This is a genomic window from Acrocarpospora phusangensis (genome assembly GCF_016862995.1).
Classification (GTDB): Bacteria; Actinomycetota; Actinomycetes; order Streptosporangiales; family Streptosporangiaceae; genus Acrocarpospora; species Acrocarpospora phusangensis.
In genome coordinates, this window is sequence record NZ_BOOA01000010.1 from 20,960 (window position 1) to 35,383 (window position 14,424).

The 14,424-nt window shown below is 70.8% G+C and carries 12 protein-coding genes; 5 read left to right on the forward strand and 7 right to left on the reverse strand.

Going from position 1 to position 14,424, the window contains the following annotated elements:
• Positions 1 to 69 precede the first annotated feature (69 nt).
• A complete protein-coding gene (locus Aph01nite_RS08380; protein ID WP_204040205.1) occupies positions 70 to 2,889 on the forward strand; it encodes a PQQ-dependent sugar dehydrogenase in 2,820 nt (939 codons plus the stop codon).
• 17 nt (positions 2,890 to 2,906) lie between these two features.
• On the forward strand, positions 2,907 to 5,009 hold the full coding sequence (locus Aph01nite_RS08385; protein WP_204040206.1) for a ThuA domain-containing protein: 2,103 nt from the start codon (positions 2,907 to 2,909) through the stop codon (positions 5,007 to 5,009).
• Between the two features lie 137 nt (positions 5,010 to 5,146).
• Here the strand turns inward: Aph01nite_RS08385 and Aph01nite_RS08390 are convergent, their stop codons facing one another.
• Positions 5,147 to 5,908, reverse strand: coding sequence for a Clp protease N-terminal domain-containing protein (locus tag Aph01nite_RS08390; RefSeq protein WP_204040207.1), 762 nt, complete (start codon positions 5,906 to 5,908; stop codon positions 5,147 to 5,149).
• Positions 5,909 to 6,039: 131 nt separating this feature from the next.
• On the opposite strand from Aph01nite_RS08390, the gene Aph01nite_RS08395 reads away from it, so the two are divergent.
• From Aph01nite_RS08395 to Aph01nite_RS08405, 3 genes are all read left to right on the forward strand, one after another.
• Positions 6,040 to 6,891 (forward strand): hypothetical protein, encoded by an 852-nt coding sequence (locus Aph01nite_RS08395; protein WP_204040208.1) that lies wholly within the window; start codon positions 6,040 to 6,042, stop codon positions 6,889 to 6,891.
• 150 nt (positions 6,892 to 7,041) lie between these two features.
• Complete coding sequence (locus Aph01nite_RS08400; RefSeq protein ID WP_204040209.1) at positions 7,042 to 7,194, forward strand: hypothetical protein; 153 nt, start codon at positions 7,042 to 7,044, stop codon at positions 7,192 to 7,194.
• 166 nt (positions 7,195 to 7,360) lie between these two features.
• Entirely contained in the window at positions 7,361 to 8,074 is a 714-nt protein-coding gene (locus tag Aph01nite_RS08405) for a sensor histidine kinase (protein WP_239161490.1), read from the forward strand.
• Here the strand turns inward: Aph01nite_RS08405 and Aph01nite_RS08410 are convergent.
• From Aph01nite_RS08410 to Aph01nite_RS08435, 6 genes are all read right to left on the reverse strand, one after another.
• A complete protein-coding gene (locus Aph01nite_RS08410) occupies positions 8,055 to 9,581 on the reverse strand; it encodes a GMC family oxidoreductase (RefSeq protein ID WP_204040210.1) in 1,527 nt (508 codons plus the stop codon). The two genes, Aph01nite_RS08405 and Aph01nite_RS08410, sit on opposite strands and share 20 nt — an antisense overlap.
• Before the next feature lie 2 nt (positions 9,582 to 9,583).
• Entirely contained in the window at positions 9,584 to 11,080 is a 1,497-nt protein-coding gene (locus tag Aph01nite_RS08415) for an aldehyde dehydrogenase (protein WP_239161491.1), read from the reverse strand.
• A gap of 10 nt (positions 11,081 to 11,090) precedes the next feature.
• Positions 11,091 to 11,984, reverse strand: a complete 894-nt coding sequence (locus Aph01nite_RS08420) for a polysaccharide deacetylase family protein (RefSeq protein ID WP_204040211.1) — start codon at positions 11,982 to 11,984, stop codon at positions 11,091 to 11,093.
• Complete coding sequence (locus Aph01nite_RS08425) at positions 11,975 to 13,051, reverse strand: C45 family autoproteolytic acyltransferase/hydrolase (protein ID WP_239161509.1); 1,077 nt, start codon at positions 13,049 to 13,051, stop codon at positions 11,975 to 11,977. The genes Aph01nite_RS08420 and Aph01nite_RS08425 overlap by 10 nt, the downstream gene beginning before the upstream one ends.
• Positions 13,048 to 13,830 (reverse strand): SDR family NAD(P)-dependent oxidoreductase, encoded by a 783-nt coding sequence (locus Aph01nite_RS08430; RefSeq protein ID WP_204040213.1) that lies wholly within the window; start codon positions 13,828 to 13,830, stop codon positions 13,048 to 13,050. Before Aph01nite_RS08430 ends, Aph01nite_RS08425 begins: the two co-directional genes overlap by 4 nt.
• Positions 13,831 to 13,903: 73 nt before the next feature.
• Positions 13,904 to 14,395 (reverse strand): DUF3830 family protein, encoded by a 492-nt coding sequence (locus tag Aph01nite_RS08435; protein WP_204040214.1) that lies wholly within the window; start codon positions 14,393 to 14,395, stop codon positions 13,904 to 13,906.
• Positions 14,396 to 14,424 lie beyond the last annotated feature (29 nt).

Consider the following 14,424-nt stretch of genomic DNA (forward strand, 5'->3'; position numbering starts at 1 on the left):
CCCGCCCCGGTCGAATCACCCAGGTTCCACGCAACACCGGACACCCCCCACTGGCTCCGGAAGGAAAAGATGAATCCTCGCCGCTGGCGGCTGACCGCCGCCGCCTTACTGCTCGTCTCGACGGGCGTCACGGCCACCGCCGCCCCCGCCCAGGCCCACCCCATCACCGCGACCGACTTCCAGCAGGTCACCCTCGCCAAGGGCGTGGCCGAGACGGGCGAGCCGATGTCGCTCGCGGTTCTCCCCGACCGTTCGGTCCTGCACACCGCGCGCAACGGAACCCTCCGGCGGACCGACGCCGCCGGAACCACCTCCGTCATCGCCACGCTCTCCGTCTACACGCACGACGAGGAAGGGCTCCAGGGCGTCGCGGTCGACCCCGACTTCGCGACGAACCGGTTCATCTACCTCTACTACGCGCCGCCGCTGAGCACCCCGGCGGGCGACGCGCCCGCGACCGGCACCGCCGCCACCTGGACCACGTGGACCGGCGTGAATCGCCTGTCCCGGTTCACCCTCAACGCCAACTTCACCGTCAACATGGCCAGCCAGGTGAACGTCCTGGACGTGCCCGCCAACCGGGGCATCTGCTGCCACGTCGGCGGTGACATGGACTTCGACGCGGCCGGCAACCTCTACCTGTCGACCGGCGACGACACCAACCCGTTCGAGTCGGCCGGCTACTCCCCGCTGGACGAGCGGACCGACCGCAACCCGGCGTACGACGCGCAGCGCAGCGCGGGCAACACCAACGACCTGCGCGGCAAGATCCTGCGTATCAAGGTGAACGCCAACGGGACGTACTCGATCCCGGCCGGCAACCTGTTCGCGCCGGGCACCGCCAACACGCGCCCCGAGATCTACGCGATGGGCTTCCGCAACCCGTTCCGGATGAGCGTCGACAAGGCCACGGGCATCGTCTACGTCGGCGACTACGGCCCCGACGCGGGTTCCACCAGTTCGACCAGGGGCCCGTCCGGCCAGGTCGAGTTCAACCGCGTCACGAGTCCCGGCAACTACGGCTGGCCGTACTGCACGGGGACGAACACCACGACCGAGACGTACAACGAGTGGAATTTCGCCACCAACGCGACCGGGCCGAAGTTCAACTGCGCGGGCACGCCGACGAACAACTCCTTCCGCAACACCGGTCAGCCGACGCTGCCGCAGCCGCGCGCGGCGTGGATCCGCTACGCGGGTGACGCCGGTACGCCTCCCGCGTTCGGCGGCGGCAGCGAGTCGCCGATGGCCGGCCCGGTCTACCGCTACAGCGCCGCGAACACCTCGGCCACGAAGTTCCCGCAGTCGTTCGACGGCCAGTTCTTCGCCGCCGAGTTCGGCCGCGGCTGGATCAAGCCCATCCACCTGAACGCCGACGGCTCCCCGGGCACGATCGACACGTTCCCGTGGAACGGCAAGCAGGTCATGGACTCGGCCTTCGGCCCGGACGGCGCGCTGTACGTGCTCGACTACGGCACCGGCTACTTCAACGGCGACGCCAACAGCGCCCTCTACCGGTACGACTACGTCGCCGGCGGCAACCGCGCCCCCACCGCCGTGGCCGCCGCGAACAGGACGTCGGGCGCGGCCCCGCTGGCCGTGACGTTCTCGTCGGCGGGCAGCAGCGACCCCGAAGGGGGCGCCCTCACGTACTCGTGGGCGTTCGGTGACGGCACGACGTCGACGGCGGCGAACCCGGCGAAGACGTACACGGCGAACGGCACCTACACGGCCACGCTGACCGTGCGCGACCCGCAGGGGGCGACCGGAACCGCGAGCGTGACCATCAGCGTCGGCAACACCGCCCCGACGGTGACGGTCAACCTGCCGGCCTCCGGGCAGCTGGTGTCGTTCGGCGACAGCGTGCCGTGGAGCGTCACGGTCACCGATCCCGAGGACGGCACGATCGACTGCTCCCGGGTGACGATGGCGTACGTGCTCGGCCACGACCAGCACGCCCACCAGATCACCTCGCAGACCGGCTGCTCCGGCACGATCACCGTCCCGGTCGACGGTGAGCACGACGACGCGGCCAACATCTTCCCGATCTTCGACGCGTCCTACACCGACAACGGCGGCCTGAACGTGCACGCGCAGAACATCCTGCAGCCGCGCAAGCGCCAGGGCGAGCACTACAAGACGTCGTCGGGCGTGTCGCAGATCACGAAGACCACCGCCGAGGGAGGCCGGACCGTCGGCGACATCCACAACGGCGACTGGATCCAGTTCGACCCCTACCGGCTGAACAACGCGACGTCGTTCACGGCCAGGGTCTCCTCGGCCGGCTCGGGCGGCACCCTCCAGTTCCGTACGGGCTCGGCCACGGGCACGATCATCGGCCAGGCGGCCGTCGCCCCGACCGGAGGCTGGGAGACGTTCGTCAACGTCACCGGCACGATCTCCGGCGCTCCCGCCGGCACCACCTCGCTCTACGTGACATTCGCCGGTACGGGCACGGGCGCCCTGTTCGACCTCGACAGCTTCACCTTCGCGACCGGCACCCCGCCGACCGGCAACGGCCGCATCACCGGCCTGGGCGGCAAGTGCCTGGACGTGCGCGGCGGCCTCAGCACCGACGGCACCCAGATCCAGATCTACACCTGCAACAACTCGGCCGCGCAGACGTGGACCCGGACAGGACAGACCTTCCGGGCCCTCGGCAAGTGCCTCGACGTGTCCGGCGCCAGCGCCGCCGACGGCGCGAAGATCCAGCTCTACACGTGCAACAGCACCAACGCCCAGAACTGGACCGTCAACGCCGACGGCACCATCCGCAACGTCGGTTCGGCGAAATGTCTCGACGTGACGGGCAGCAACACCGCGGACAGCACCACCGTCCAGCAGATGACCTGCACAGCCGCCGCGAACCAGAGGTGGACCCTTTCCTGACCCTCGTTGGAGGATCCATGCGCAGACTGCTCACCGGCGCCGGGGCGATAGCCCTCGCCGCCTGTGCCCTGACCGCGTCCCCGGCCGAAGCCGCCGACGCGCCGTACGACGTGCTCGTCTTCTCCAAGACCGCCGGTTTCCGGCACGACTCCATCCCGACGGGCATCCAGGCCATCCGCGACCTCGGCGCGGCCAACAGCTTCACCGTGACCGCGACCGAGGACGCGGCCGCCTTCACCACCGCGAACCTGGCCCAGTACGAGACGGTCGTGTTCCTGAGCACGACCGGAGACGTGCTGAACGCGACCCAGCAGACCGCCTTCGAGAGCTACATCCGCGGGGGCGGCGGATATGTGGGCGTGCACGCCGCGGCCGACACCGAATACGCCTGGCCGTTCTACGGCCAGCTCGCCGGGGCCTGGTTCGTCAGCCACCCGGCGATCCAGCAGGTGACGTCCAGGACCGAGAACCGGGCCCACCCCGCGACCGCGCACCTGCCGCAGGCGTGGACCCGGACCGACGAGCTGTACAACTACCAGACCAACCCGCGTTCGACGGCGCGGGTCCTGGCGACGCTCGACGAGTCGACGTACTCGGGCGGGTCGATGGGGTCCGACCACCCCATCACCTGGTGCAAGACCATCGACAACGGGCGCTCGTTCTACACCGGGTTCGGGCACACCCAGGCGTCGTACGCGGAGGCGGCCTTCCGTAGCCAGCTGCTCGGTGGCATCCGGTACGCCGCCAAGCGGGCCGACGCCGACTGCCGTCCCGAGACGGGGTACACCCCCCTGTACAACGGGTCCACGACCGGATGGTCGCAGTCCGGGCCCGGCAGCTTCTCCAACACCGACGCGACGCTGTCCTCCGTCGGCGGGATGGGGCTGTTCTGGTACAACACCCGGCAGTACACGTCGTACTCGCTGAAGGCCGACTGGCGGCTGACCGGGGACAGCAACTCGGGCATCTTCGTGGGCTTCCCCAACCCCGGCGGCGACCCCAACGTGGCCGTCAACCAGGGGTACGAGATCCAGATCGACGCCACCGACGCCGCCGATCGCACCACCGGGTCGATCTACTCGTTCAAGTCGGCGGACATCGCCGCCCGTGACGCGGCGCTCAACCCGCCCGGGGAGTGGAACACCTACGAGATCCTCGTCGAGGGGCAGCGGATCCGGGTCTACCTCAACGGGGTGCTGATCAACGACTTCACCAACACCGACCCGAACCGGAACCTCGACGGGTACATCGGGCTCCAGAACCACGGCAGCGCCGACCAGGCGTCGTTCCGGAACGTACGGATCAAGGACTTGGGCGCTCCGCCGACCGGGGACGTGACGCTGCAGGCCGAGTCGTACACCTCGGTCAACGGGGCGTCGCCCTTCACGAAGGCCGGGGCCAACAACGGCCAGACGCTGGGGAACATCGACCCCGGCGACTGGGCGGGCTACAACAACGTCAACGTCGGCGGCGCCACCTCGTTCCGGGCGCGGGTCGTCTCCGGTGGGCCCGGCGGCCAGCTCCAGGTCCGCACCGGCTCCCAGACCGGGACGATCCTGGGTTCGGTCGCGGTGCCCAACACCGGCGGCTGGAACACGTTCGCCAACGTGACCACCACCCTCACCGGCGTCCCCGCCGGCAACGCCAACGTGTTCCTGACCTTCACGGGAACCGGCACCGGCCTGTTCGACGTGGACGACTTCACACTCGTCAAGTCGGGTACGCCTCCGGCGACCAACCTCGCCCTCAACAAGCCGGCGACGGCGTCGAGCGTGGAGGCGGCGCAGTACCCGGCCTCCGCGGCCGTCGACTCCTCGGCCACCACCCGGTGGTCGAGCGCCTTCTCCGACCCGCAGTGGATCCAGGTGGACCTGGGCCAGACGTACACGATCAACCGGGTACGGCTGGTCTGGGAGGCGGCCTACGGGTCGGCGTACCAGATCCAGACCTCTCCCAACGGGACGACCTGGACCACCGTACGGTCCGTGACCGGCGGGAACGGCGGTGAGGACGACAACACCGGGCTGAACAACTCGACCCGGTACGTCCGCGTCAACGGAACCGCCCGCGGGACCGCGTGGGGGTACTCGCTGTTCACCTTCGAGGTTTACGGCAGCTAGCAACATCGGGTAGTGGCCCGCCGAGGCGATCGTGGTGGGCCACTACCACAGCAGTCCCAGAACGATGAGGATCAGGACGGCCAGCTGAAGCCACCACTGCCACAGCGGAAGGAGGCGCCGTCTCCTGAACACGGCGGTCAGCCTTCCGCGGTCAGGCCCAGGTGCCTCTCCAGCTGCGTGATGCGCCGAGTCAGCGGTTCGATCTCCTGACGCACGGCCGCGGCCAGCGCCTGCCGAACTCCCGCGGACGCCGCCGGCTGGCCCTGCCCGCTCTCGGCCCGCAGGTGGACGTAGCCCGCGAGCGCGGCGGTGACGGCGCGGCGGACCAGTTTGGGATCGGCCCCCTGACCCCGCAGCACCTGTCCCGCGACTCCGTCGGGTTCGAAGGCCAGGCCGAGGAGCAGGTGTTCGCAGCCGACGTAGTTGTGGCCGAGGGACGTCGCCTCGGTGACCGCCAGCTCCAGGGCGTTGGCCGCGGGCCCGTCCAACCGGCGCGGATCGCCCTCCGGCGAGGCGGCTTCCCGCTCCCCGGCCTCCCGGCGGGCGAGGTCACGCCCGACCTGCTCCGGCTCGATCTCCATGGCGCGGAGCACGTGAAGGGCCAGGTTGGTGCCCTCGTCCAGCATCGCGCCCAGCAGATGCCCGGTCCCCACCCCCGGCGCACCGGCGTCCCGCGCCCGCTCCACCGCCAGTTTCAGCACGGTACGCGTCCTGGCGGTGAAGTGCGCCAGAGCCCCGGCCGGTTCGCCGTCGAGATCGCCCAGAACCGTCTCCCGGATGGCGGTCACCCGCCGCACGGCCTGCTCCAGAGCCCGCTGACACACCGCCGACACCGGCACCCCAGCCTCTTTGACCGCCTCGGCCAGCTCGTCGGGCAGGTAGACGTTGATCTTCGGCATTGCACACCTCCTCATGATCTTCTTTTGAGTACCCCCATGATAACCCCATGAGGGTTATTCATGCCATGTCCTGCTCGGGTGTGAACCCCGGGTCAGGTCAGATGTGGATCATTTGGTAGGAAACGGGTTCCATGAGTGCAGTCGTGCCGCCGTCGGTGGCCGAGAATTCCGAGGCCGAGGCGCTGTTCCGGTTCGAGACGGACGCGCCCGAGGACGTGCGCCTGGCGCTGGGCATGAATGCCGCCCGTATCGGGGACGCCGTGGTGCTGTCGATGCGGAATGATTCGACGCGGTTCTGGAGCAAGGCCCTCGGTTTCGGCCGTGCCGAGCCGGTCACGGCGGAGCTGATCGCCGAGGTGTGCGCCTTCTACCGGGCGGAAGGCGCCCAGATGGCCGTCTTTCAGCTCGCGCCGTCCGTGATTCCGGAGGACTGGACCGAGATCTGCGCCCGTGAGGGCATCACGGCCGGGGCGACGCTGGTCAAGCTCGTGGCCGAGGTGGACGAGGTGGTGGCCCGGGCCGATGCCCCGGACCGGCGGCGGGTGGACGGGGTGCGGGTCGCGCCGGTCGAGCCTGGGGACGCCGACCGGTGGGCGTCGGTGATGCTGCGGGTCTTCGGCATGCCCGACAAGCATTACACCGGCATGGTCACCGCCTCCGTGGGCCACCCCGACTGGTACCCCCAGGCCCTCTGGCTGGGCGACGAACTCGTGGGAACCGGGACCATGTACCACGTCGGCGGGACGGCCCAGATGTTCGCCGGCGCCGTACTCCCCCACGCCCGTAACCGTGGCGGCCAGAGCGAACTCCTGGCCGCGCGGGCCCGGATGGCGGGCAAGCTCGGCTGCCGCCTGCTGATCGCCGAGACCGGCGCGGAGACGGACGGCAGCCGCAACCCTTCCCTCCACAACATGCTTCACCTGGGCTTCCGCGTGGCGTACGAGCGGAAGAACTGGCTGTGGCAGCGCGGTCAGGGTGACTGACCGCTCCTTGGCATCGACCTGGTCCTGTCTCAAGTGCCGTGACAACTGAGGCACGAGTGCGCTCCAAGTCCAGCACGAGTGATCGACAAGTGGGTCCCTGTCTACTGAGACCTGTCAGCAACGACATCTCGAAAAACAGGAGATCCCCCAATGCGTACGCTCAAGCGCGCCGCCGCTGCCGCCGCCACGGCCGCGGTCACCATTGCCACCTTCGCCGTTCTGTCGGCCCCCGCCAACGCCCTCCCGCCGGAGTGGTACCCCTGCAAGATCGACGGCAAGTGGATGTGGTGCCTGGACGTCTAAACGACTCCAGCCCCGCGACAAACGCCAGCCCCGTCCCAACTCGCACTTGGGGCGGGGCTCGCCTGTCTACTCTGCCGCGAGCGGGGAGTTCGCGCGAGTATTCCGAATGTGGCCGTGAGCGCGATTCCCTGCCTATTCCGCCGAGTACGGCACCAAGGGACGCCTCATGCGCGCCGCGAAACCGGTGCTGGACCGGCTGGAGCAGACGCTGGCGGACGGCACGGTGAGCCTGGTCCTCACCGACGCCGCCGGCCGGTTGCTGGATCGCCGGGTGGGCGACCCGCCCCTCAGGAAGCACCTCGACCGCATCCGGCTCGCCCCCGGCTTCAGCTACGCCGAGGAGTACGTCGGCACCAACGGCATCGGAACCGCGCTCCAGACGCGGCAGACCACCCTGGGCTGGACGAGATCAACGCCTCCTGTCCCAGCCGTCGGGTGCCCGTGCCGGGCGGGGGCGGCGAGATCCGCGACCTGGCCGGCAGCATCAACCACACCCTGGCCCGGCTGGACGGGGCGATACAGCAGCAGCGCCAGTTCGCCTCCGACGCCTCCCACGACCAACCTGCTCGACAACGCCGACCGGCACGCCGAGAGCACGATCACGCTCAACGTGCGGGGCGACCCCGGGGTGGCGGTGCTGGAGGTGATCGACGACGGGTCCGGCATCGACCCGGAGAAGCGTGAGCTGGTGTTCCAGCGGTTCGCCCGGCTGGACGCGGCGCGCGCCAAGGACGCCGGCGGCACCGGTCTGGGCCTGCCGATCGCCCGGCAGATCGCGGAGTCCTCCGGGGGCACTCTCCGCATCGAGGACAGCGAGCGGGGTGCCCGTTTCGTCGTACGCCTCCCGCGCCTGACGGAGGTCAGCCGGTCCCCCGGATGAGGTCGGCCGCCCGTTCCGCGACGGTCAGCACCATGCCGACCGGATTGAGAGCCGTGATCGTCGGGAAGACCGAGGCGTCCACGACTCTCAGTCCGTCGACGCCCCGGACGCGCAGCCGAGGGTCCAGGACGGCCGTCGGGTCGTCGTCCGCGCCCATCTTGCAGGTGCACGAGACGTGGTAGACCGTCTGGTGCGTCGCGCGGAGCACCGCGGACAGCTCCTCGTCGCTCCGCACGTCCGGGCCGGGGAAGACCTCCTTCACCAGGTGGGAGGCGAACGGTTCCTGGAGGGCGACCCGGCGGGCGAGGCGCGCGCCCGCGACGAGCATGCGTTCGTCGTGTCCCTCCGGGTCGGTGAAGTAGCGGTAGTCGATCGACGGCGGCGCTTCGGGGTCCGGTGAGGTGATCCAGACCCGGCCCCGGCTGCGCGGCTTGGCCACGTTCGGGACCAGGGAGACGTTGTTGCGCGGGAGCACGGCGCCGTGCCGTTCCGCGTTGACGCCCCAGGTCTCCAGCGGGATGTGGGTGGAGACGTCCGGGAGGTCGCCGTCGTCGACGACGGCGACGTAGCCGGCGTCCCAGCCGGTGGCGCGGACCGTGGAGCGCTCGCCGGTGGCCTCCCAGATGACCAGCCCTTCGGCGTGGTCCTGAAGGTTCTCGCCGACCCCGGGCAGGTCCACGACGACGTCGATCCCGGCCGCCTCCAGGACCTTCCGGGGCCCGATGCCCGACCGCATCAGGAGCGCGGGCGAGTCGATCGCGCCGCAGGAGACGACGACCTCGCGGCGCGCCCGCAGCTCCCGCACCCGGTGGCCCGAGTCCCGGACGACCGCGCCGACCGCACGCCCGTCCTCGATGACGAGACGCTCGACCAGCGATCCCAGCACCAGGTGCAGGTTGTCGCGGCGTTCCGCTCCGCGCCGGACGTACGCGTACGACGCCGACGACCGGTGATTGTCCGCCGGGTCGTACCCGATCTCGAAATACCCCGCGCCGGTACGGAACTCCGTGTCGTTCCACGACTCGCGGACCGGGACGCCGAGGGCCGCGGCCGCCGCGTCGATCACGTCCTGGAGGTACGGGTTGCGGTCCTGCGGCGGAATGGGCGTGACCTGGGCGAGGATCCGGTCGAAGTACGGGTTCACCGTCTCGTAGTCCCAGCCGTCCGCGCCCAGCTCCACCCATTCGCGCAGGTCGCCGCGGAGCGGACGCCAGGTGATCATCGTGTTGGCCGTGGAGCAGCCGCCGAGGATGCGCAGCCGCGCCTGCCTGATGAGGGAGTTGCCCCGCTCCTGCGGCACGCTGCGGTAGTCCAGGTCGTACTCGCCTTCGAGCATCTCGGGCCAGCGGCGGATCGCGTGGGCGCGCGGTTCGTCGGCGTCGCTGGGACCGGCCTCGACCAGGGCGACGCTCACGCCGGGGTCCTCGCTCAGCCGGGACGCCACGACGCATCCGGCGGTGCCCCCGCCGAGCACCAGGTAGTCCACCACTTCCAGGGCCGTTGTCATGATCATCCTTCCGTACGGCCGGCGAACCACGTCGTCTTCAGCGACGTGTACTTGTCGAGCGCGTGCAACGAGAGGTCGCGCCCGAACCCGGACTGCTTGACGCCGCCGAACGGCGTGGTGACGTCGAGGGCGTCCACCGTGTTGACCGAGACCGTCCCGGCGCGGAGGCCGCCCGCGACCCGGTGCGCGCGGTGGATGTCGGCGGTGAACACGGAGGCGGCGAGCCCGTAGTCGGTCGCGTTGGCCCGTGCGACCGCCTCGGCTTCGTCCCGGAACGTGGAGATCGCCAGGACCGGCCCGAAGACCTCTTCCTTCGCGATCGTCGCGTCCGGGCCGACGTCCACGAAGGCGGTCGGCTCGACGTAGAAGCCGCCCGTGCCGGCGTGCAGCCGTTCGCCGCCGTACGCGAGGGTGGCCTCACCTCGGGAAACGCCGATGTAGCCGAGCACGCGCTCCAGCTGCGCGGCGCTCACGACCGGGCCCATCGTGCTCTCGGGGTCGAGGGGATCGCCGACCCGCAGGGCCTGGGCACGCTCCTTGATCCGGTCGACCAGTTCGGCCGCGACGGGCTCCTCGACGAGGAGCCGGGAGTTGGCGGAGCAGATCTGGCCCGCGCACGCGTAGATGCCGGACACGACCTTGCCGGCCACGTGATCGAGGTCCCCGGCGTCGGCGAACACCACGTTCGCGCTCTTGCCGCCGCACTCCAGCCAGACCTGCTTCAGGTTGGACGCGCCCGCGTACCCCAGGAAGAGCTTGCCGACGGTCGTGGACCCGGTGAACGCGATCGCGTCCACGCCGGGGTGCAGGCCGAGAGCCCGGCCCGCCTCCCCGCCGAGGCCCGGGACGACGTTGAGCACCCCGTCCGGCAGGCCCGCCTCGGCCGCGAGTTCGGCGAGGCGCAGGACCGAGAGGGGCGTGTCCTCGGACGGCTTGACGACGACGCTGTTGCCCGCGGCCAGCGCGGGGGCGATCTTCCAGATCGCCGTTCCCAGCGGGTAGTTCCAGGGCAGCACGGCTCCGACGACGCCGAGCGGCTCGCGGGTCACGATCGCGAGGTCGCCTGGGCCGGTCGGGGCGACCTCGCCGTACTGCTTGTCGGCGGCCTCGGCGTACCACTGGAGGGTCGCGGCGCCCTCGGGGACGTCGTAGGACCAGGTGTCCGTGATGAGCTTGCCGCCGTCGAGGGTGTCCAGCAGGGCGAGTTCGTCGCGGTGGGAGCGGATCAGGTCGGCGAACGCGAGCAGGACGTTCTTGCGGTGCCGGGGCGAGGTCCGCGACCACCGGCCGTCCTCGTGCGAACGGCGGGCGGCCCGGACGGCGCGGTCGACGTCGGCCGCCTTGGACCGGGCGACCGAGGCCAGCACGGCGCCCGTGGCGGGGTTCCGCGTCTCGAACTCCGCGCCGTCCTCCGCGTCCTCGAACGTGTTGTCCACGAAGACGCCGCGACGGAAGGTGAGGGAGCCGGACAACGCCTCCCAATCGGCTTTGGTGCGCAAAGGTTCCCCTTCAGGAATTCCGTACGTATTCGGCGACTTGGGCGTGGGTCGCGTACCACACGTCCGCGTGGCTCCGGATGTGGGTGAGAAGCTCGTCGATGATCGGCATCCTGGAGCGGTGGCCGATGACGTGCGGGTGCAGCGTCAGCTGGAAGAGCCCGCCCTCGGCGCGCGCGCCGTCGAACTCGTCGCGCCAGATCTTGAGGACGTCGCGGGGCATCGCGTACGGCCGCGCCGAACCGAAGCGGTCCATGACGAAGTAGGGCGCGTCATCGCGGATCCACTCCACCGGGATCTCCACGACTCCGGTCGGGGTCCCGTCGGCCAGGATCTCGTACGGGTCGTCGTCGGCCATCAGCGAGGAGTCGTACCGCAGGCCGAGATCGCGGACGATGTCCAGGGTGTCCGGGCTGAAGTCCCAGGACGGCGTGCGGATGCCCACCGGCCGTACGCCGCAGAGCCGTTCGAGTGTGTCGAGGGCTCTGGCGGCGAGGTCTCGTTCCGCGTTGGCGGGGAGCGTCGTGGTGCGTTCGTGGATCCAGCCGTGCGCGGCGACCTCGTGACCGGCGTCGGCGTACGCCCGCACCTCGGCGGGGTGCGCCAGCGCGGACACCGCGGGCATGAAGAACGTCGCGGGAACGCCGTGCCGCTCCAGGAGGCGCAGGATACGGGGGACTCCCGCGCGGGCGCCGTACTCCCCCTGGGCGAGCTGGCCGGGTGAGGTCTGCCCGTCGCGGAGCGGGATGGTCTCGTGGTCGGAGTCGAAGGAGAGCGCCACGGCGACGCGGGCTCCGCCGGGCCAGGCGGCGGGCTTCAGGGATCGGCCCGCGCGCACCCGGTCCAGGTGGGCGCGCCACACCTCGTCGGGCCACCGCCACGGCTCGTCGTCGCGGGTCACGCCCATGGCAACACCATCCGTTCGTAGTCCCGCTCGCAGGGGCACCCCAGGGTGTAGTGCAGCTCCGCCGCGGTGAGGTCGATGATGACGGAGACGTTGGTCTGCCCGAGCACCTCGCGTCCGCCGCCGGCCGGCCGGTCGTGCCGGCAGATCCCCTCCGGCGCGCCGTAGTGGTCGCGGAGGATGCGCTGGAGCCCCGCGACGTCGACGCCCGGCTCCGCTTCCGCCGCGAGGAGTCGCTGGGCGCGGTCCTGCCGGAAGTACGTCCCGGGCGAGAGTCCCGGCAGGAACCGGAGGCGGTCGCGGACCCCGGGATCCTGTCCCAGGAAGTGGTTGGTGTGCGCGAGCGTCCCGTTCCCGGGGAAGTGCAGCTCGTATCCGACGGGATTGAATTCGAGGTCTACCAGCTCGCCGGAGGCGGCCCCGATCAGATAGTTGCCCGACCCGGCGCGGCGGCTGCCCGTCACGGCCCAGGCCGCCTCGACGGCCGACCCGCTCTCCAGGACCTCCCGCGCCAGAGTGTGGAAACTCCCGCCGAGGCCGTGCGTGTCGCTGCCGAGCAGGTTCACGCACAGGCCGACACCCGCCGCGTTGACACCGAACTTGGCGAGCATCCCGGGCTCGGTGACGGTGACGAACCTGCCGCCCTCGAACTCGACGTCGAGCAGCACCGTCACGGGAAGCAGCTCCGTGAGCCAGTCCCAGTTCTGCGCCACGTAGACGTGACCGCCGATGGTCGCCGTGGCGTCGGCCCCGAGGACGGTGCACTCACTCAGCGCCGCACCGCCGACGGCCCGGTAGGCGATCTCGGTACGGAAGTTCAGCGCGACGATCTCGGTGACGTCCCGCTCGGAGCCCGCCGCGATCCCCGCGATCTCCCCGGCGTGGCGCGGCGACGACTCCTCCAGCCACTTCTGGTGCGGGAGGGCGGCGGCGCGGACCTCGTCCCAGGACATCCGGGCGAAGGACGCGAACCACCGGCGGTAGACGCGCACCGCCTCGTCGATCTCGTCCCGGGCCTGGGCCCCGTACGCCTGGCCCCGCTCGGAGGGGGTGCCGCGAAGGCGGATCATCCGCACGGGACCGGCTCCTCCGCGCCGCTGGGCGGGAGCTGGGTGTTCCCTGCGCTCGCTCCTCCGTCCACGACCAGCACCTCCCCCGTGATCCAGCGGGCCGCGTCGCCGCAGAGGAAGGCGACGGCCTCGGCCACGTCCTGGGGCGTGCCGACCCGGCCGAGCGGGATGCCCGCCAGCACGGCCCGCTCGTAGTCGCCGGAGATGGGATTGAGCGTGCTGCCGACCTTCACGTAGCCGGGCGCCACCGCGTTCACCCGGATGCCGTGGCGGGCGAGCTCGATCGCCTGCGACCGGGTGAGCATGTTCAGCGCGGCCTTCGACGCCGAGTAGTGCGCGGCTCCGGCCCTGGCCCGGAACCCCGCCGTCGAGGTGATGTTCACGACCGCCCCCGGCCTGCCCGTTTTGACGAGCGCGCGGGCGAACGCCGCCGTGCAGAGGTGCGGCCCCTTGAGATTGGCCGACAGCACCCGATCCCAGTCGTCGCCGCCGATCTCGGTGAGGTTCGCGCTCGGGTACAGCCCGGCCGCGTTCACCAGGAGAGCCAGGTCTCCGTACGAGGAGGCGACGGTCTCGACGAAGTCGTGCACGGCCGCGGCGTCGGTGATGTCGACCGGCGTGAACTCCGACAGACCTGCGCGAACCACATCGTCGGGGTTCCGCATGTCGGTGCCGACCACGACCGCGCCGCGGTCCGCCAGCACCCGGGCGCACGCCGCGCCGATCCCGCCCGCCGCGCCCGTGACGATCGCGGTCCTGCCCGCGAGTCCTCTGCCCATCAGGGCGTCCCTCCTCCCGCACTTTCGTGCTTGGTACGGTTGCCGGTGGCCGGAGGTCCACCGGCAACCGGCCTCATCGCGAGATCGTGAAGGGGACCGCGCCGAACAGGCGGATGTCCCGCCCGATCCGCTGCAGTTCGCCGACGCCTCGCTCGATCCGCCCGAACACCGACGCCACGACCGGGCCGTCGGACATCCGCATGTCGTTGTCGCCGTAGATGATCGACAGCTCGCGGTGCTCCGGGCTGAACACCACGTCTCCGGGGGCGCAGCACGCGGTCCCGTTCTCCGTCGCGCCGACGTCGCCGAGGTCGATCGGCCCGACCCCGCGGACCACCTCGCCCGACCACGCCGCGTGCACCAGGTAGCCGGTCAGCGGCAGCTCGGCCAGGACGGCGGCGCTGGTCAGCGGCGCCGGCCCCGCGAGGAGCCGCATCTCGAACTCGGTGTCGAGAATGGTCAGCTTGAGGATGGTGGTGTCTTCCGGGGACTCCCGGTCGACGGGTTGCGGCCAGGCGGCGTCCCACAGCGCGCGGACCTCGTGCCGCGCGGCACTCTCGGTCATCGTTCTCCCTCTCTCCCGCTCGTACGGCC